Source organism: Rhizobium cauense (genome assembly GCF_019511525.1).
In the GTDB taxonomy this organism is placed as follows: Bacteria; Pseudomonadota; Alphaproteobacteria; order Rhizobiales; family Rhizobiaceae; genus Rhizobium; species Rhizobium cauense.
On record NZ_JAEUAT010000033.1, the window covers coordinates 1 to 17,582 of the forward strand.

Sequence of the window (17,582 nt, forward strand, 5' to 3'; positions counted from 1 at the left end):
TCGCCGCCTGACGTCACCGATCATCAGATCAACCTGTCGAAACTCGTTAGACATAAGCCTATCCTCAAGCCTGTGCTTGAGCCTTCCTGCTTATGCTGAGTGTCCGGTCGAATTGGGGTGCAGTTCAACCCTTTTGTTTGCGCCAGCATGCGTCGGGACTTAGGTAACCTCTGGGTAAAGCAAAGGAAAACTTGCTGATGTCTCGGGAAAAGGTTTGGTTGGTGACGGGCGCCTCTCGCGGATTTGGACGAACATGGACGGAGGCGGCACTTGCAAAGGGCGACCGTGTGGTTGCAGCGGTTCGCGACGTTGCCAGCGTTTCCGCGTTGAGTGATCGGTATGGAGACAATGTCTTACCTGTGCAGCTTGATGTGGCTGAGAGATCCCAAGCATTTACGGCGGCACGATGCGCGATCGAGCACTTTGGCCGCATCGATGTGCTTATCAACAATGCAGGATACTGTCTGGCCGGCGCGGTCGAAGAAGTCGCCGAAGCCGACGCGCGAGCGCTTTTCGATACGAATGTCTTTGGTGCACTTTGGGTGACGCAGGCGGTTCTCCCAATCATGCGCGCGCAGGCTAGTGGTCACATCATCGCCGTCTCAAGCGTCAGCGGCCTCGTTGGGCAACCAACCATCGGGATGTACAATGCGTCCAAATGGGCCCTGGAAGGGATGATGGAATCCCTCTCGGAAGAGATTTCGGATCTCGGGATCAAGGTTTCCATCCTCGAGCCGGCCATATACGCAACCGAGTTCACCTCTCCTACGTCGATGCGCTTCTCGCAAATGCATAGCGCCTATGACGGCGCCCGCTCACGCCTTTACGCCTCGCTTGGTAATGAGCTTGCCAATGATCCCCTTTCGTCAGTCGAGCAGTTGATGGGGCTCGTTGACAGCGACGACCCGCCGCTTCGCCTTCTGCTCGGAGGCTCCGCACTAGGTTGGGCCGTGCGCTCCTACAGCAATCGACTGGCCTCCTGGGTAAGATAGTCACCAGCAATGTAGCGGTTTGTCACAAGCCACGTTGCCTCAACTGCGGCGTTTTGGGCGGACTAGACCGCGATTGAACCTCGAGATTTCAGAGGACTTCGCCCGGACCACGGAGAACGGTGATCAGCAATGTAATGCAACCACCCAAGTGGTGCATTGCGTTACAAACGGTGCAGACTTTCGACATATTGCAGATACTTCCCCAGTGTGAACTCACGCTCAGGAGCGTCTTCAGTAAATTCGCTCTTCGATGCCTACTTTGGCCTGGGCTCAGGCGTTGTGTTTCAACACCACCTCTCCCCCCGGCCGGTTCGCTGAGATTTGTTCCGTTCTGAAAAGGAGAATTGAATGCATCATGTCAAATCGTTGCTGGCCCGCGCACTAAACGTCCGCCCGTTGTTGCTCGCAGGTGGGGTTCTGGGCGTCGTTTACTACGGTTGGTCGGCTGGTGGGCCGTCCGCGGCCGAGCAGCCGAGGGTGGTGCCACCACCTGTCGTCGCCACAAGGGACAGGTCCAAAATCCAGACCGCGGTGTTTGCGGGCGGCTGTTTTTGGGGAACACAGGGTATTTTCCAGCACGTGAACGGGGTGCTCTCAGCTACCGCCGGATATGCTGGTGGAAGTGCCGAGACAGCCGTCTACGAACTAACCGAGACTGGAAGTACCGGTCATGCCGAGGCTGTGCGAATAGTCTTCGATGCCAGCAAAGTCAGCTTTGGAACACTAATGCAGGTGTTTTTCTCTGTTGCTCATGACCCTACGCAACTCAACCGTCAGGGAGCCGATGTGGGGCCGCAGTACAGATCTACCGTTTTCCCGCAAACGAAGGAGCAGGCTAACGTCGCTTCCGCCTACATCAGACAACTCGATCAAAGTCACGCGTTCAGCTCGCCAATCGCAACTACAGTCGAAGCCGGCAAGACGTTCTACAAGGCCGAGGACTACCACCAGGATTACCTGGTCAACAACCCAACGCAGCCTTACATCGCCTTTGTCGAACAGCCCAAAGTCGATGCACTCCAACGGCTTTTCCATTCGGTTTGGCGTGAGGAACCTTTGCTTGAAGCCGGTCGACGCGGATGAAAATTGGCGACAGACAGCAGAGCTACGGGCGTTTGTCGGCAGCTTTACCGAGGAGCGGGTTCCTCTTTCCCTGACAAACTCCCTACACTCTCGTGTCGCTGAATTGAGGCACTAAACAAAAGTTCCGGCAGAACCTCAAGGCGCCCCGGGCATTGGGGCGTCCATCCGTCGGATTGACCCGGTCCTCAGGCACTCATGCGCAACATCGCCGCTGCCCGCGCATAGCCGCCATCCAGTCCGTCCAGAAAATGGAGGTTGGAGTTGGCGCTGGCGCCCGGAACAAGACAAGTCATTATCGCGTGCGATTGACAGTGAAGGCCATATCTCACCTCTCCGCGTTGAACGGACTTGCGAAGTAGCGTCTCAACCTTGTCCACTTGCTCAAATGTGCAATCAACGGTGAGCCTCAAGACGTCGTCAAACTTCCGGAAGTCAGAATTGGATGCGACCGCGGCCCATGCGCTCGGATCCACGCTATCAAAGCCTGCCTTCCGTTTCGGCAGGGTCGCGGGAACGGGGTTGGCGCTGCGATCAACGTCGTCAAGAACCTGCATGATGTCACGCGCAATGCTGCTGAAGGCACGATCGGACAGCGAGTCTCGCGGCTCCACCAGTAAGGAAAGTATCGTTCCGCGTTGACTTTCGAACGGGTCCCATTCGCAGGACAATCCGGTCAGGTCGGGATCGAGCAGACTGGCCGCACCGTCCCCTACTCCGTACCGACCCTTTTTCAGCTCTCCTTCTGCCCATCTGAGCCCCCCACCCGAGAACATGAAATATGTCGTATCTTCCGATACAGCGTACCTCGCAATGCGAACGTCACGACCATTCCGCCTGATTTCCTCCAACGGGATCAGACCCGCACGCATCTCAAGCGCGAACCGCCTTTTGGAGAATTCGGCGGTCTGTTTCAACGCAGCTTCGGCCTGCAGTCGACGTTCGGACGGTAATGCGAACGTCGCGCCGTCTCCGCCAAAACTGAATGGGAAGTCAAAGCTGCCCAACGCATTGCCTATGGACGCGATTATGGAGACGCCCAGAAAATTGACGTCCTCGTAGCGCCCCTCCTGAATGGCGCTCGTCGATCCGACGACATCCGTCATCCCAATTAGCCAGTCGTCTGGCAAAGGTTCATAGACTAAGCGGTCAAGAACGCTACTGAATTTTCGGTAGACGTGAGGACTATGGTTCAACATTTCAGTCATTTCAAACATGGCTTCCTGATCGCGCCGATACCGCGGCTAGCGAGCAAACCCGTTTAGGGCGCTGGTGTATCGAGGATGTTTTGAGATGGCGCCGATTTGCATCCAGATGTCTCCGAACGTTTGTCCGGTACATTCAGATACAGACTAGTTTAGGCCTCGTCCGCATTATTCTTCGCCAGGACGATCTGGGCCGACAATCCACCCCCCAGCCTGTTTTCGAGCAAAAGCGAGGCGTTCATCTCGCAAGCCAACTGCCGAGCAATTGCCAGACCCAACCCTACGCCGGTCGTTTGATCCGTTGAACGATGTTGGAGTTTGACGAAGGGCTCCATAACAGTATCGAATTTGTCGGGTGCGATCCCGGGTCCGCGATCCATTACGGCGACCACCGTCTCGCCGGCTGCATTTATCCGCACCGCAATCTCAGCCGCGCCGGCGAATTTTAGCGCATTGTCGATAAAGTTCGACAGTATACGTCGCAGGGCAGCAGGTTTGACGGTTCTTACACCTTGAATGGCACCATTGACGGATACGTCACGTCCCGTGTCTCTATAATCGAAGACAATACTTTCAATGAATGCGCGCAAGTCGACCGGCGTCTCATGTTCGCTGGTAATGTGAGAGTTCTTGGCATAAGCGATCCCATCGCGGACCAATCGTTCAGCCTCGCGAAGGTCTCGCAGCAGCTTTTCCCTCTCTGGGAAATGCTCAGCGAGTTCCACCCGCAGTCGCATCCTCGTTATAGGCGTTTGCATGTCATGCGAGAAAGCTGTCAGAAGCCGAATGCGCTCCTCTACTTGCCTGCTGACCCTTTCCGAGATCGTATTGAAGGCCTTCGCCACGACGGACGCCTCGCACGGACCGCTCTCAGGCAACCGTTCCAGGCTGCCTTCAGTTCCAAGTCTTTTGGCTGCTACGGCAAGATCACTAAAGGGGCGCAATGTCTGCCGGATTACGACAGCGGTCAGCGTCAGCCCAATTAATGTTGCCCCGGCGAAGGTCATTAACATCACTTGCGTTCTGAGAAGATCGCCGAAAGGCACCAGAGCCGAGAATGCGAAAACCGGTGCTGCAATCGATCCCAAAAACAATCGTGACGCAATAGAGTTTGGCATAACACGCGTGACAGCACCACGAATGCACCGCGCAGCGCTTCGAAGGACCTCCAGGCCGTATTGGGAAAGCGATGGCCTTCCGGCTACTGCTATGGATGGAACCGTGGTCGGCACAGCGAACGCGTCAACGTCAGTTTCGGCACCCCAGTATTCGCCCTTAACCAGCGACATCGATGCCTCCCCGCTCAGAAGCCCGGGAGGTTCCGACAGACGTCGCGCGGCACAATCGCCAGTCGTTTGGAATTTCGTCGGTTGAACGACCGGTGCAGCAAACTTCAAAAGACGTGCTGCACACAGAGATTTTGAATCGCTCCAGGTATTTCAGCATGTCTCCACCTTCCAAAATACGAAATCCAACATCGTGGAAGGCGCTCGCCAGTCCAAAAATTGCTGGCAACTGGCATCCCCCGCGCACCCCAACGTTACTTCGATGCCCACTGGCTCAGTCATTTCCTGGTCAGCGCCAACATGCCTTTCCGCAATGCCAAGTTATGCTGGATGATAGTCCTCAAAATTTCAGAGGTTCATAATGTTATTTCAAATGTAATCGTCCCGCGTATGCCTCGAATAAGTCGGAACGGGTAAGGTCTTCATGACGAAGGAGCGCAGAGCGCGGCATAACATTAGGAAATTACACGGATATTTCTGGCGTCAGGCTCGTGCTACATCCAGAATAGAACCACCGCTTGCCCGGATTGATCTCGGGACCAAGACGGACGGGCTGGTAAAGCCAGTGAGGGGGTAAGAGCATGCAGCGGCTGATATGAGAAAAGGGGCTATGACGCCGCCGCTATAGCCTGCCGCCGCGGTTTGCAGAGGGAGCGACCAGATCGAAATGGACAGGTATTGTTGCTGTGATTCGGCCGTACAATCTCGGCGACCGTATCAAAGTGTATCTAATCAACTGAAAGGTACACTAGCATTCATATCCGGCAGCCGCCCGACATACGCAGGATACATGCTGGCCTATTTATGAAACCGTCGGGAGTGTTTTGGTCGGGGGGCCTCATCAAGACAACCGAAAAACGGGTACCGGTTCGTCGGAACCAACTGAAATTTGTTACTGGAGGGAATGAAAGGCCATGGACCATATCGACCACATCCTGATCGTCGATGACGACAGTGAAATTCGTGAGCTGGTTTCGGGCTACTTGAAAAAGAATGGCCTGCGCGTGTCGGTAGCAGCTGACGGCCGACAGATGCGCGGATTCCTTGAAACGAACACCGTAGATCTGATCGTACTGGACATTATGATGCCAGGAGACGACGGGCTGGTGCTTTGCCGTGAACTTCGGGCCGGCAAGCACAAGGCAACACCCATCCTGATGCTAACAGCGCGCAGCGACGAGATGGACCGTGTCCTGGGTCTTGAGATGGGCGCTGATGACTATCTGCCAAAACCATTTGCCGCGCGAGAGCTTCTCGCCCGGATAAAATCGGTTCTACGACGCACCCGTATGCTGCCGCCCAATTTCCAGGTGACCGAAGCTGGACAGATCTTGCGGTTTGGCGAATGGCGGCTCGATACCGTCGCGCGGAACCTGCTCGACAACGCCGGAACTACCATTGCGCTGAGTGGTGCCGAATTCCGGCTACTTCGAGTGTTTATCGATCACCCGCAGCGTGTTCTCAACCGAGACCAGCTCCTCAATCTAACTCAAGGACGCGACGCAGAGATATTCGACCGGTCAATCGATCTCCTCGTAAGCCGACTGCGCCAGCGTCTAGGTGATGATGCGCGCGAGCCGGTCTATATCAAGACGGTTCGCAGCGAAGGGTATGTCTTTTCCGTTCCGATCGAGGTTTCGGAGTCGCGTCAATGACTTTCTCTCGCTGGCGCTTTTGGCCGAGCAGCCTGCGCTCGAGGATGTTTGCTATCCTCCTGGTTGGTCTCGTGATTGCGTACGGGCTTTCGTTTAGCGTGCTCTACGCCGAGCGTTACATGTCCGCCAAGGCGGTGATGCTCGGTACGCTTGAGCGGGATATCGCCACGTCCATTGCCGTTCTGGATCGTCTTCCAAGGGACCTACGGGGAGATGTCACTGAACTGTTGGGCCGGGACAACTACCGCTTTTCGCTGGGATCGGGCCAACCCGGCCTCCCCGACGACAGCCTCAGAGGCAAGGAAATAGCCAATACGATCGGTGACGCAATCGATCATCGCTGGCCGATCCGCATGGAAGCAATTCCAGGAGATGGTCAACGACTACAGGCCCATCTTACGCTGAGTGACGGTACGCCGCTTACGATCGACATCACCCCACGAGGGATCATGCCGTTGGCGACCTGGTTACCGTATGTATTCGTATTTCAGATGTTGATGATCGGGTTCCTCGCCTGGCTCGCTGTTCGACAGGCCTCACGCCCGCTCGCAGAGCTCGCTGCCGCGGCCGATGCGCTCGATCCAGTCAAGAAGGGATTGGCCTTGAGCACCAGCGGCCCGACGGAAGTCGCGAACGCCGCCAGAGCGTTCAATGCAATGCAAGACCGGATAGCGCACTACCTGGAAGAGCGCGTCCAGATCCTTGCCGCAATCTCGCACGACCTTCAAACCCCAATTACCCGGATGAGGCTTCGCGCGGACCTGGCCGACGACACACCAGAGCGGGTCAAGCTCCTGCATGATATCGAGGAGCTTCAACGGTTGGTTCACGATGGTATCGCCTATTCCCGCAGCTCGCATGGGAACGGCGAGAAGTTTTCGCGAATTGACCTCACGTCCTTCGTCGAGAGCATCTGCTACGACTACCAGGACACGGGCCAACAGGTTACCTCAAGTGGCATCATTACGGGAACGGCGATGACCAAACCGCATGCCTTACGGCGCATCCTTTCCAATTTCATCGACAATGCGTTGAAGTTCGGTGGATCGGCCGAGGTGACGGTGGAGCACAGGAAAGGAGGCGAGATTGCCTTTACTGTCCTCGATCGCGGGCCGGGAATCCCTGACGATCAAATCGAGGCAGCCATGCAGCCATTCTTTCGTCTCGAGCAATCGCGAAATCGAGAAACCGGCGGATCGGGACTGGGGCTTGCGATAGCGCAGCAGCTCGCGTCGGCACTTGGCGGTGCAATTCGCCTTTACAATCGAAATGGCGGCGGCTTGGCGGCTGAAGTCACTATACGCTGATAATTGTCGGTGTCCGTCGCGCAATTGGGCGCCGGATCGACACGGCACTCGCTACGGTTCGTTACAAATAGACCGGGTTCTAGAAACACGCCGGATACGTCACCGCTTCAAAACACCTCTCGTCAAACCCCGCCAAGAGCGGTCACGAATGAAGGAGTGTTCTATGATCAAGATCGACAAGGTTCTCTATACCGGCAAGACACATACGACAGGTGGTCGCGACGGATCCGCACAGAGCGACGATCGCGCGCTCGACATTAAGCTTTCCCCTCCGGGTAGCGGCAAGGGCGGCACCAATCCGGAGCAGCTTTTCGCGGCCGGCTGGTCGGCCTGCTTTATCGGAGCCCTCGGAATTGCTGCCGGGAAGCGCAAAATGGCTCTGCCCGCCTTGGCGGCAGTTGATGCGGAAGTCGATCTCGGGCAGACCGATGGCTCCTATTTCCTTCAGGCGCGTCTCAATGTCAGCTTGCCCGGCATTGAACGTGAACTGGCGCGTGTACTCGTCGAAGAAGCGCACCAGACCTGCCCTTACTCCAAAGCCACCCGCGGCAACATCAATGTTGAGCTCAACGTCGTCTGACCTTAACAATCCATCCGCAACATCAAGAAATGGGACGGGCCTTCGCTCGTCCCTGGAGTAGCACATGAAACTCGCACTGATTTGCATTCTCTTGGCAGGCGTGTTCGCCGCGCCGTGCGTCTATGACATCACCTCAAAGGAGCCATCTCCGCTGAACGGCCTGGTGGCCTTGTCGGCGTCCACACCGCTTCAGGGGGATGCACCTGCGCCTCCTGAACACTCGAAGCTCTGAGGCCGCGAAGGAGACATGTGTGAAGCTTTATCTAAACGAGATTTCATCCGCTGCATCGCGCGTTCGTATTGCGTTGGCTCTGAAAGGATTGGCCGTTGAGACGCAATCAATCGGAATTCTCGGCGCGCATGCAGAGAGCCACCAAGACGACTATCTCAAGATAAATCCGCAGGGGCTGGTACCAGCATTGTTGGCTGAAAACGGGTCCCTGATCACGCAATCCCTGGCAATCATCGAGTACCTGGATGAGCTTCAGCCAGAGCCCCCACTTCTTCCGCGCGGTCTCCTTGAGCGGGCGGCGGCCCGGTCAATCGCGATGGCGATAGCTTCTGAAATCCATGCGCTTCTCACGCCGCGCATTGGATTGCATCTGGCCGCAACGCTCGGTGTTGATGCGCAAGCGACTGCCGATTGGAACCGCCATTGGACGGCAGAGGGGCTAGGCGCTGTCGAACGGCTTCTCGCCGATAATCGACGAGGCGCATTTGCCATCGGCAATGAACCCTGTATCGCAGACATTTTTCTGTTTCCCCAGGCCATCGGCGCACGGCGCCTTGGTATAGACCTCGAGCGATGGCCCCATATCACCGATATTATCGCGCGGTTGGGAACACTTCCTTCATTTGCGGAGAATGCGCCAGCACCGCGAAAGTGAAACCATGCTGATCAATATGGAGCCGTAGTACCACGATTAGGAAAATCTTTGTATTGCCCCATACAGTACCGCACGAAAATGCTCCAGAATTCGCCGTTTGAACAAATAGCTTGCTCAACAAAATCAACTAAATCAATAAATTATATATTTAATTCTCGCCGTCGACATCACACCATCCGCGAAAGGCTTTGAATGACGAGATCACCGTTTCATTATGGACGCGGCTGGTTGGCGTGCCTTTGCAGTGCAAGAAGGAGCCTAGTATGCCTATAGACCAAGCAACGTTCGGTGCCGGCTGCTTCTGGGGATCAGAAGCCTACTTTCGTGCCATAGACGGCGTTACTGATGCGCGCGTCGGCCACTCGACCGGCACAGACGGCTCGACGCCAGCCGGCAGGATCGAAGTCGTGCAGCTCGACTTCGATCCTGAAGTCGTCAGCTATCAGAGCCTGATCGAACTCTTCTGGAAAAGCCACGATCCGACAGCTTTCGATCGTCAGCGCGACGAGATTGGCGAAGGCGTGAGATCGGCGATTTTCGTCCATTCAGACGAACAGGCGGCTATTGCTGAAGGTTTGAAGGCGAGCTTCAACCAAGACTCCACAGCGCCAGCTACCACGCAGATCATTCGCTACGTGAGCCTCGAACTGGCCGATGAAAAGCACCAACGCTACATCGAAAAGAACGGTCATCACGCCTGCTCGGTTCCCACCCACTCGCACAGACAAACATCTTGAAATTGAGAGATCTCCAGAAGTGAAATCCATCGCAATTGGTGCCGCCATCCTCCTGACGCTCGGATTGACCAGCACAGGCTTCGCCAAATCATTGATCTATTGTTCGGAAGCAAGTCCCGAAGGTTTCGATCCCGCTCGCTATACGTCGGGTTCGACTTTCGACGCCTCTTCGAAAACAATCTACAATCGGCTGGTGGAATACAAGCGCGGCTCTACGGAGATCGTTCCCGCTCTCGCCGAACGCTGGGATATTTCTGACGATGGTAAGACGTATACATTCCACTTGCGGGCAGGCGTCAAATTCCACAGCAATGACGAATTCGACCCGACCCGCGATTTCAATGCGGATGACGTGATCTTCAGCTTTGAACGCCAGTCAGGCAAGCACGAATTCGATGCCTACGCGATAGGAGCAAGCTGGTCATATTACAGTGATGTTGGCTTTCCGCAATCATTGGCCGCAATCGAAAAGATCGATCCTTTAACAGTGCGGTTTACCCTGAAAACGAAAAATGCCCCATTCCTGGGACTGCTTGCACTCGACTTCGCCTCCATTCTCTCGAAAGAGTATGCAGATCAGCTAGTCAAGAGAGGTCATGTGGATGATCTCAACCAGAAGCCGATCGGTACGGGCCCCTTCCGTTTTGCCGCCTATCAGCCCGACGCAGCCATTCGTTATGAAGCGTTCGGCCAATATTGGGGCGGCAAGCAGCCGATCGACGATCTGATCTTTGCAATCACTACGGATGCCGCCACACGTATTCAAAGGTTAAAGGCCGGCGAGTGCCAGATCGCAGTGTATCCCACGCCCGCGGACATCCCTTCGCTGAAAGAGGATCGAGAGTTCAAGGTCTTGCAACGGCCTGGCCTCAATGTTGGTTATCTTGCTTTTAACACAACACAGAAGCCCTTCGACGACCCGCGGGCACGCCGCGCGATAACCCAGGGGATCGACAAGAAAGCGATTCTTAGCGCCGTTTATCAAGGCAGCGGCGTTGTTGCCGACAGTGTTTTGCCGCCTGACATGATGGGCTTCAACCGGGTCTTGAAGACCGTCCAATACGATCCGGACGCAGCGAAGAATGCCATCTCGGAATTGGGGCTTGCGGGGCAGAAAGTTACCCTGTGGGCCATGCCCGTATCGCGTCCGTACAATCCGAACGGCCGACGCACTGCAGAATTGCTGCAGGCCGATCTGGCAAAGATCGGCCTTAATGCCGAAATTATCTCTTTCGAATGGGGCGAGTATCTCAAGCGCTCAAGCGATCCGGCGCACGAAGGAGCGGTTCTCGCGGGATGGACCGCCGACAATGGTGATCCGGACAGCTTCCTTACCCCCCTTCTTGCCTGCGCTTCAGTCGGCGGCAACAATAAGGCCGCCTGGTGCAACAAGGACTTCGATGCCATCTTGGAAGAAGCTCGATCTGAAAATGATCCGAAGCTTCGAGCATCCTTGTACGAGAAGGCCCAACAGATCGCCGCCGATGAGGCCCCGTGGATTCCGCTCGCCAACGGCCTGATCACAGTCGTGACATCCCCCAAAGTCACAGGCTATCAAATCGAACCGTCAGATGCTCATCGCTTTGACGGCGTTGATATCAGTGATTGAGCCTAATTGGCGGCGCAAGCGGCTCACTGCCGTCGTCCCTGCCCCGAAAGAGCAAGAGGCTCTGTGTGGTAAAGCTAGAACGCTTAAGGGCGGCCTCCATGCCATCGCTCGCGATGGGCAACATTGGCGACCGCTCACACGGTTGGCGTCGAGCCACCATCCATGCGAAATGTCGTACCCGTCATGAAGTCGCTGGTTGGACTAGCGAGAAAGCAAACGGCAGCGGCAATGTCCCTGGGCATACCCAGGCGGTTTACCGTCTGGTGGATAATGTTTTTCAGAACGAAGTCCTTGCCAAACTCCGGATCATCAGACCCCTGCCGATGGGCTGTTTCAGCAAACCATTGATCGAGCTGTGGCGTATAGATCAGACCGGGCATGATCCCGTTCGAAGTGACGCCCGTCCCTGCAAGTTCCTTTGACAGGCTAAGCGTAAGATTGTTCAAAGCTGCTTTCGCTGCTCCATAGGACGGAAACAATGCGTGCGGCGAGATAGCGTTGCGTGACGATATCTGAATTAGCCTGCCCCAGCCTCGGACCTTCATCGCCGGCACGAATGCATGGATAAGGCGGACTGCGGCGATGGTGTTTTGATGGAAATCGGCAATCCATTCCTCGAGTGAGGCATCAAACCAGGAGGGGTGGGACTCCTGCGTCGGATTTCCAACGTTGTTGACGAGGATATCGACCCCGCCGAATGCATCTTTCGCGGCGTCGACAACAGCCGAACAGCCTTCATCCGTTGTGACATCTCCCAACGCTATTTTTGCGATGCCACCGCCGGCTTTAATGCCTTCCACAATGATGCTGGCGCGTTCAAAGTTGCGGCCGTTGACAACGACGCTAGCGCCTTCAGCCGCCAGCATTCTGGCACATTCGGCTCCAATGCCCGATGTGCTTCCGGTGATCAGGACGCGCTTACCCGTCAATTGCATATCCATCTAGGGATCCCTTCAGGTTCAGGTTTTGATTGAGCTACGGTATGGAGCGGTTCAGGCCACCGTCGACGCGGATCATGGCTCCGCTGATGTAATCCGCATGGTGGCTGGAGAGGTAGGCAACGGCCGCGGCGATCTCCTCCGGCCTGCCCAGTCGAGCAATGTCATTCGGAACGAGATCGCGACAGGCTCCTGCCTCGACGTCACTCCATGTTGTGCCCCAACCGAATTTGCTCGCGGCTGCACTCAACAAATCCTCTACGGACGAAACCCGAATGGCACCAGGCGAGACAATGTTCGACGTCACGCCACTTCCTTTGAGATCGCGAGCGAGTGAAACCGCAAGATTATGGCGGGCCGCAAGCGTCGCATTGTATTCGGGCTGAGTGGCCATCGGTTGCTGTGCGAGACCGCCTCCAATTTGAATGACGCGACCCCACCCACGCTGACGCATGGCTGGCACGAGGCGCTTGATCATCCTGACACCAGACACGACATTGGCATTATAGGCGGCCAGCCATTCGTCCTCAGCGGTATCGTCCCACCCGGCGTGTCCATAGTAGCCGGCGTTGTTAACCAGAATGTCCACCGGGCCGTTGCAAAGAGCTTTCTGACACACAGCGTCAGCGCCAGCGTCCGTCGACAAATCGCCGAGCACCAGATCGACCGTGCCACCTAAGCTGCGCACCGAGGCGGCAACCTGCGCAGCTTTCCGTTCATCCCGTCCATGCACAATGACTGCAGCCCCCTCACCGGAAAGAAGGCGTACTATCGCCTCGCCCAGGCCGGACGAGGATCCAGTCACGAGCGCGCGCTTACTGTGTAGATTAAGGTCCATCAACCTGTTCTCCTGTTCAGGTGAGATATGGACCTGGCCAATTGCTTTGATAAGCAGGATAAAGCAGGATGAGTTAGGTTGAGAAACAGGACAATGCATAAGACAGGCCTGATCGAGTATGAGACGGCGATAGCAGTCGCAAAGCATCGCAGCTTTCGAGCGGCGGCCGATGAGCTCGGCATGTCCTCGACTGCGGTGAGCAGTGTTATCCGGCATCTCGAAGCCCGGATCGGCGTGCTGCTTTTCCATCGGACGACGCGAAGCGTATCTCTCACGGCGTCTGGAGAGAGATTTCTCGGTCGGCTCGCTTCCTCAATGGCGGAAATCGCAGAGGCTATTGAAGACGCCAAGGGTCAGGCCGAACAGCCAAGCGGAACATTGAGGATCAACACCTCGGTGACTGCGGGGCACGAGATCATGCACCCCATAATAGCCGACTATCTGCAAAGATACCCCGCAATGTCGGTCGAGCTTGTTACGGACAGCCGTTTGGTCGATATCGTCCTGCAGGGATGCGACGCCGGGATAAGAACAGCAAATTCGGTTCCCGGGGATATGATCGCGGTCTCGCTCGGCTTCTCGCTAGACTTCTCGGTCGTTGGCGCACCAGATTACCTTCGAATGTCCCCGGAGCCGCTGACACCTTACGACCTCGCAAGCCATCGCTGCATACGGTCCCGCTGGGCGGGAAGTGGCATTTATCAGTGGGAGTTTGAGCGGGAGGGCAAGGCAATCCGACTGGACGTCCCAGGTTCAATTATTCTGGACGAGCAATCGATGATCCTGAACGCGGCAAAGGCTGGCTTCGGCCTCGCGTATCTGGCGGATGCGATCACCCGTGACGCGGTGGCAGCCGGCCAGCTCCGCCGCGTCCTCGAAGGCTGGCGTCCTCCGCCGGCGCCGCTTTCCCTATACTACCCTCGCAATCGCCACACACCCGCAGCACTGCGCGCCTTCGTAGACGTCATCCGCCAGAACCAACGCGAGGCGGCCTCCTAACGCTGCGCAGTCGGGCAATGGAGCCGATCGACGTCTAACGCAATACGACTGATACGCCGTCACGGTCAGCGGTTCGTGGCCACCGAGCAGACCGCAACCGACGCCGGGCGGCGGCGGTCCTCCCCGTGCCGCCCGACCTGAGCTTGTTGCATGCAGGGAGCTAAAGCATGCGAGGGACTGCATTTTGTGGCTTCGTTTGATGCGCCATGACACCGCACTGTCAAACTCCCTTCAGGATCCCTATTTAGGTCGGGCATTGAAGTGGAACCTGCCAATGACGAAACCCTGGACGACAAGCCGCGGCCCGATCCCGGCAAACGATGCGGACCTTGCCAAGGCGCGGGCGATCAATGCTCTGCTCGAGCGCCCCATCGAGATTCTGCCGGCGAAAGTCGGCGATCCGATTAGGCCGTTTGCACTCGGCCTCTGGAATGACATCCGCGCGCTCCTCAAGCCGGGTGTCGGCGTCACGACGCTGCGCCGGGCAACCGGCGCCTACCTGCATTCCAAGCGGTATTTCTTCGCAACCGCTCAGCCCGGCTCCATGCGCTTCGACCTGCAAGGCAGTCCAGCCGAGCCCGTGTCGGATGCGGACCGGATGGCGGCACAGCAGCGCTACCAGACGCTCACGCACAGCAACGCGCCGATGGAGGAGAGTATGGTTACGGAAAGCGTTGTGACGGCCCTGCCTCCCCTCAGCAAGAGCGAGCAGATTCGTGCCGCCCTGCTAAACCGGCGCAGGTGACCCGGCGCGACCCCCTAGATGATTTCCCGGTTCTCGCGCCAGTTGCCCCTATCTGGCAGAACTCATCCACGAGCGAAAGCGTCGGCCACCGCCTGGCGGTTTCGTGCTAGACCCTAATGCCAGCGTCCCCCTGAGTGTGAGCAAGCTCGACCCATTCTGCTGCCCACCAGCGCGCGACGAGGCTTCCTGTGGAAAGCCCTATTCTTGTCGGCACAACCGCAAAGAGCTGCTTGTTTCAGTCGCAAACCCGCTGCACCATGACCTCCAGTTAGTAGCCGGACCAACGGCGAAACATGACCCTTTCCATGGAAATCTAATGAGCAGAGCCTTCAATCCGCCCTCTGTCCGCAAACCCTTCGGAAACTACAATCACGGCCTGCTCGTGCCCGCCGGCGCGTCGCTTCTTGTCACATCCGGTCAGCTGGGGATCGGTGTTGACGACGTCATCCCCGGGGATATCACTGCGCAGGCCGAACTTTGCTTCAAGGCGATTGATGCGATACTCGACGAGGCCGGCATGACATTTGCGGATGTCATACGCATTTCTGGGTTCGTCACGAAGAGGGAGGATTTTCCTGCCTACATGGCGGTGCGTGATCGATATACACTCGACCCCAAACCGGTATCGACCCTAATAATCGTCGGCGGATTTACGCGACCGGAATTTCTCGTCGAAGTCGAGGTGACCGCAGCAAAGGTTTTCTAGTCAAGGCGTTACTGATCACGGTCGCTGACCTCAGAACCGCTCCATCGCCGTCTTCACCTTACCCATAAAGGCCGAGCGTGTCTCGGCAGTGCAGTTGTTCATGTCATAATGGGCCAGAAAGGTCACCGACCTTCTAGGATTGATCTGGGCACGCAGCACTCGCTTTACGATCTTCTTAGGCGGATTTCCCGCAACAAAGGCCCGAAAAGGTGTAGCACCGTAAGTCAGGACGGCACCGAGTTTGCGAATATGCCGCAATCTCGATTCCACCTTGCCGTCGACGAGGTCGAACGAGACGCCTGGTAACCAGACCCGGTCGAAATAGCCCTTCAGGATCGCGGGAAAGCCAAAATTCCACACTGGCGTTACGATCACCAGACCCTCTGCAAGCTTAAGCCGATCGACATAGTCCTTCACCAACTCGGTGTTTTCAGGATAGTCGTGGTAAACCATGCGATCATGGCGGGAGAGAACCGGATCGAAGTTTTCTGCGTAAAGATTGCAGTCATCGACCTCATGTCCAGCTGTCTTCAAGCTTTCCAGCGTTTGCATGTAGAGCGCATTCCCGTAGCTTGACTCTACCGGATGCGAGTGAAGGACCAGAACTCTCACGTGGCCTCCATCACTGCTGCCAGTCCCGGAAATAGGTAGTTCTGGCCTGATGAGAAGTCGAAGTTGGGGTTGTCCCAGGCGATCATCTTGCCGGGGTTGAGAAGACCCTTCGGATCGGTCTCATGCTTGAAGGCGAGTTGAACCTTGTCGGTTTGTTTCATGCCGCCTTCTTCTAACGTGTAGCGGTGTGGGTTGAAGATCGGGCATCCATGGTCCTGGTGTATCTTGATGATCTCCTCCAGCCGCTCCTCGCTCGTGTATCTCACCAGCGGCAGGCCCGAGCACTGGATCTGACCATCGAACTTGATGAACTCGAGATGGCCGGGAACCTCATCACCGAAGATCTCGACCATCTTGGCCACCTTCGCTACATGGTCCGGACCGGGGTACTGGACTTGCAGGTAGGTAAACGTTGGATCGACCTTCAGCGCGCGCAATGTTGTGTGGTTCCAGGCGAGCTCATAGGCATGTGGAATGCCCTTCATGCTCTCAACCTTGTCGGAGCGGAAAATAATCTCGCCCTTCTGGGCGACGGTAAAGGCGCTAAAAGCGTCGATCGAGTGCGGTGCTACCATCAGCACGACGACAGATTGGCCTTGCCGAATAAAAGGTCTGTGTCGCGTAAAGTAGTCGTAGGGGATAGGGGCCGCGATCGGTGCGATTTCCTTGACCAGAATACCGTTGCATTTCGCCAGCGCGTCCGAGTAGCGCACGCCCTCCATGAAGTCATCATAGCCAACTAGTACGTCCACCCAATCATACGCAGGTGCCAGCGGCATCTCGATTTCCGTGATGATGCCGTTGGTACCATAGGCGTGACTGACCTTCTGCAGGTCCCAGCCGGTGAGATCGAGCACCCGCGGCTCCGCCTCCATGGTCACCACCCGAAGACGAATGATGTTTCCGATATCGCGAAGACCGCCCCAGGCGATCGACCCAACGCCGCCCGACCCTCCGGCGATGAACCCGCCAATCGTTGCAGTCTGCGCTGTCGACGGATGGAAACGAAGTTCCTGGCCTGAATGCGCCTTGGTCTGCTTGTCGAGTTGGGCAATCACGATACCCGGCTCGCAAATCACTCTGCCTGGATGGATCTCCTTGATCTTGTCCATGGCAGCGAGATTGAGAACGATGCCGCCCGAAAGCGGCATAGCCTGGCCGTAATTGCCCGTGCCGGCGCCCCGTGGGGTTACAGGAACGCCATGTGCAAACGCGACCTTGAGGGTCTGTATGACCTCCGCCTCGCTTTTCGGCGTCACGATCAGATCGCCAGTGACGCCATCAAGTTGCGCTTTCAGGATCGGTGAATACCAGTAAAAGTCGCGGCTCTTCTGGCGCACGAGCGCCGGATTGTCTTCGACTGCGATGCCATCGAGTTCCTTTTTTATCTTCTGGTAATCCGGCAT

18 protein-coding genes are annotated in these 17,582 nt (G+C 56.6%); 12 read left to right on the plus strand and 6 right to left on the minus strand.

The window, feature by feature from the left end; genetic code table 11:
• The first annotated feature begins 197 nt into the window (after positions 1–197).
• Positions 198–992: an SDR family NAD(P)-dependent oxidoreductase gene (locus JNB88_RS32055; protein WP_220359002.1), complete on the plus strand. Its 795-nt coding sequence runs from the start codon at positions 198–200 to the stop codon at positions 990–992.
• 348 nt (positions 993–1,340) lie between these two features.
• Positions 1,341–2,075 carry a peptide-methionine (S)-S-oxide reductase MsrA gene (gene msrA / locus JNB88_RS32060; RefSeq protein ID WP_220359003.1) on the plus strand — a complete coding sequence of 245 codons (735 nt, stop codon included), beginning with the start codon at positions 1,341–1,343 and terminating at the stop codon, positions 2,073–2,075.
• A gap of 185 nt (positions 2,076–2,260) precedes the next feature.
• Here msrA (JNB88_RS32060) and JNB88_RS32065 read toward each other — a convergent pair whose 3' ends face one another.
• A complete protein-coding gene (locus JNB88_RS32065; protein ID WP_420832239.1) occupies positions 2,261–3,280 on the minus strand; it encodes a DUF3095 family protein in 1,020 nt (339 codons plus the stop codon).
• 149 nt (positions 3,281–3,429) lie between these two features.
• A complete protein-coding gene (locus JNB88_RS32070) occupies positions 3,430–4,323 on the minus strand; it encodes a sensor histidine kinase (protein ID WP_220359004.1) in 894 nt (297 codons plus the stop codon).
• Positions 4,324–5,477: 1,154 nt separating this feature from the next.
• Between JNB88_RS32070 and JNB88_RS32075 the strand changes: the two genes are divergently transcribed.
• From JNB88_RS32075 to JNB88_RS32105, 7 genes are all read left to right on the plus strand, one after another.
• Positions 5,478–6,218, plus strand: coding sequence for a response regulator (locus JNB88_RS32075; protein WP_037135563.1), 741 nt, complete (start codon positions 5,478–5,480; stop codon positions 6,216–6,218).
• The gene (locus JNB88_RS32080) at positions 6,215–7,525 is read left to right on the plus strand and encodes a sensor histidine kinase (RefSeq protein WP_037135561.1); all 1,311 of its coding nucleotides are present in this window, start codon (positions 6,215–6,217) and stop codon (positions 7,523–7,525) included. The genes JNB88_RS32075 and JNB88_RS32080 overlap by 4 nt, the downstream gene beginning before the upstream one ends.
• 163 nt (positions 7,526–7,688) lie before the next feature.
• Positions 7,689–8,105 (plus strand): organic hydroperoxide resistance protein, encoded by a 417-nt coding sequence (locus tag JNB88_RS32085; RefSeq protein ID WP_037135560.1) that lies wholly within the window; start codon positions 7,689–7,691, stop codon positions 8,103–8,105.
• Positions 8,106–8,169: 64 nt separating this feature from the next.
• Positions 8,170–8,337, plus strand: coding sequence for a hypothetical protein (locus JNB88_RS32090; protein WP_220359005.1), 168 nt, complete (start codon positions 8,170–8,172; stop codon positions 8,335–8,337).
• Positions 8,338–8,356: 19 nt separating this feature from the next.
• Complete coding sequence (gene maiA, locus JNB88_RS32095; protein WP_220359006.1) at positions 8,357–8,992, plus strand: maleylacetoacetate isomerase; 636 nt, start codon at positions 8,357–8,359, stop codon at positions 8,990–8,992.
• Positions 8,993–9,180: 188 nt separating this feature from the next.
• Entirely contained in the window at positions 9,181–9,729 is a 549-nt protein-coding gene (gene msrA / locus JNB88_RS32100) for a peptide-methionine (S)-S-oxide reductase MsrA (RefSeq protein WP_223217426.1), read from the plus strand.
• Positions 9,730–9,748: 19 nt separating this feature from the next.
• Positions 9,749–11,338 carry an ABC transporter substrate-binding protein gene (locus JNB88_RS32105; protein ID WP_220359007.1) on the plus strand — a complete coding sequence of 530 codons (1,590 nt, stop codon included), beginning with the start codon at positions 9,749–9,751 and terminating at the stop codon, positions 11,336–11,338.
• Between the two features lie 134 nt (positions 11,339–11,472).
• Here the strand turns inward: JNB88_RS32105 and JNB88_RS32110 are convergent, their stop codons facing one another.
• Together JNB88_RS32110 and JNB88_RS32115 are read right to left on the minus strand one after the other, a co-directional pair.
• Entirely contained in the window at positions 11,473–12,279 is an 807-nt protein-coding gene (locus tag JNB88_RS32110) for an SDR family NAD(P)-dependent oxidoreductase (protein WP_037135556.1), read from the minus strand.
• Positions 12,280–12,313: 34 nt separating this feature from the next.
• Positions 12,314–13,114, minus strand: a complete 801-nt coding sequence (locus JNB88_RS32115; protein ID WP_220359008.1) for an SDR family NAD(P)-dependent oxidoreductase — start codon at positions 13,112–13,114, stop codon at positions 12,314–12,316.
• A gap of 93 nt (positions 13,115–13,207) precedes the next feature.
• Between JNB88_RS32115 and JNB88_RS32120 the strand changes: the two genes are divergently transcribed.
• The 3 genes from JNB88_RS32120 (at position 13,208) to JNB88_RS32130 (ending at position 15,564) form a co-directional block, all read left to right on the plus strand.
• Positions 13,208–14,113 carry a LysR family transcriptional regulator gene (locus JNB88_RS32120; RefSeq protein WP_220359009.1) on the plus strand — a complete coding sequence of 302 codons (906 nt, stop codon included), beginning with the start codon at positions 13,208–13,210 and terminating at the stop codon, positions 14,111–14,113.
• 274 nt (positions 14,114–14,387) lie between these two features.
• Entirely contained in the window at positions 14,388–14,858 is a 471-nt protein-coding gene (locus tag JNB88_RS32125) for a ProQ/FinO family protein (protein WP_220359010.1), read from the plus strand.
• A gap of 316 nt (positions 14,859–15,174) precedes the next feature.
• The gene (locus JNB88_RS32130) at positions 15,175–15,564 is read left to right on the plus strand and encodes a RidA family protein (protein ID WP_220359011.1); all 390 of its coding nucleotides are present in this window, start codon (positions 15,175–15,177) and stop codon (positions 15,562–15,564) included.
• A 30-nt stretch (positions 15,565–15,594) separates the two neighbouring features.
• On the opposite strand, the gene JNB88_RS32135 is transcribed toward JNB88_RS32130, so the two are convergent.
• On the minus strand, positions 15,595–16,176 hold the full coding sequence (locus JNB88_RS32135; protein WP_220359012.1) for an NAD(P)H-dependent oxidoreductase: 582 nt from the start codon (positions 16,174–16,176) through the stop codon (positions 15,595–15,597).
• A complete protein-coding gene (locus JNB88_RS32140) occupies positions 16,173–17,582 on the minus strand; it encodes an FAD-binding oxidoreductase (protein ID WP_220359013.1) in 1,410 nt (469 codons plus the stop codon). Before JNB88_RS32140 ends, JNB88_RS32135 begins: the two co-directional genes overlap by 4 nt.

Excerpts from the sequence above, each read along its gene's own strand:
- JNB88_RS32055 (WP_220359002.1), top strand. The coding sequence starts at position 198 with ATGTCTCGGGAAAAGGTTTGGTTGGTGACGGGCGCCTCTCGCGGATTT.
- msrA (WP_220359003.1), top strand. The coding sequence starts at position 1,341 with ATGCATCATGTCAAATCGTTGCTGGCCCGCGCACTAAACGTCCGCCCG.
- JNB88_RS32065 (WP_420832239.1), bottom strand. The coding sequence starts at position 3,280 with ATGACTGAAATGTTGAACCATAGTCCTCACGTCTACCGAAAATTCAGT.
- JNB88_RS32075 (WP_037135563.1), top strand. The coding sequence starts at position 5,478 with ATGGACCATATCGACCACATCCTGATCGTCGATGACGACAGTGAAATT.
- JNB88_RS32080 (WP_037135561.1), top strand. The coding sequence starts at position 6,215 with ATGACTTTCTCTCGCTGGCGCTTTTGGCCGAGCAGCCTGCGCTCGAGG.
- JNB88_RS32085 (WP_037135560.1), top strand. The coding sequence starts at position 7,689 with ATGATCAAGATCGACAAGGTTCTCTATACCGGCAAGACACATACGACA.
- JNB88_RS32090 (WP_220359005.1), top strand. The coding sequence starts at position 8,170 with ATGAAACTCGCACTGATTTGCATTCTCTTGGCAGGCGTGTTCGCCGCG.
- JNB88_RS32110 (WP_037135556.1), bottom strand. The coding sequence starts at position 12,279 with ATGGATATGCAATTGACGGGTAAGCGCGTCCTGATCACCGGAAGCACA.
- JNB88_RS32115 (WP_220359008.1), bottom strand. The coding sequence starts at position 13,114 with ATGGACCTTAATCTACACAGTAAGCGCGCGCTCGTGACTGGATCCTCG.
- JNB88_RS32120 (WP_220359009.1), top strand. The coding sequence starts at position 13,208 with ATGCATAAGACAGGCCTGATCGAGTATGAGACGGCGATAGCAGTCGCA.
- JNB88_RS32125 (WP_220359010.1), top strand. The coding sequence starts at position 14,388 with ATGACGAAACCCTGGACGACAAGCCGCGGCCCGATCCCGGCAAACGAT.
- JNB88_RS32130 (WP_220359011.1), top strand. The coding sequence starts at position 15,175 with ATGAGCAGAGCCTTCAATCCGCCCTCTGTCCGCAAACCCTTCGGAAAC.
- JNB88_RS32140 (WP_220359013.1), bottom strand. The coding sequence starts at position 17,582 with ATGCCGGATTACCAGAAGATAAAAAAGGAACTCGATGGCATCGCAGTC.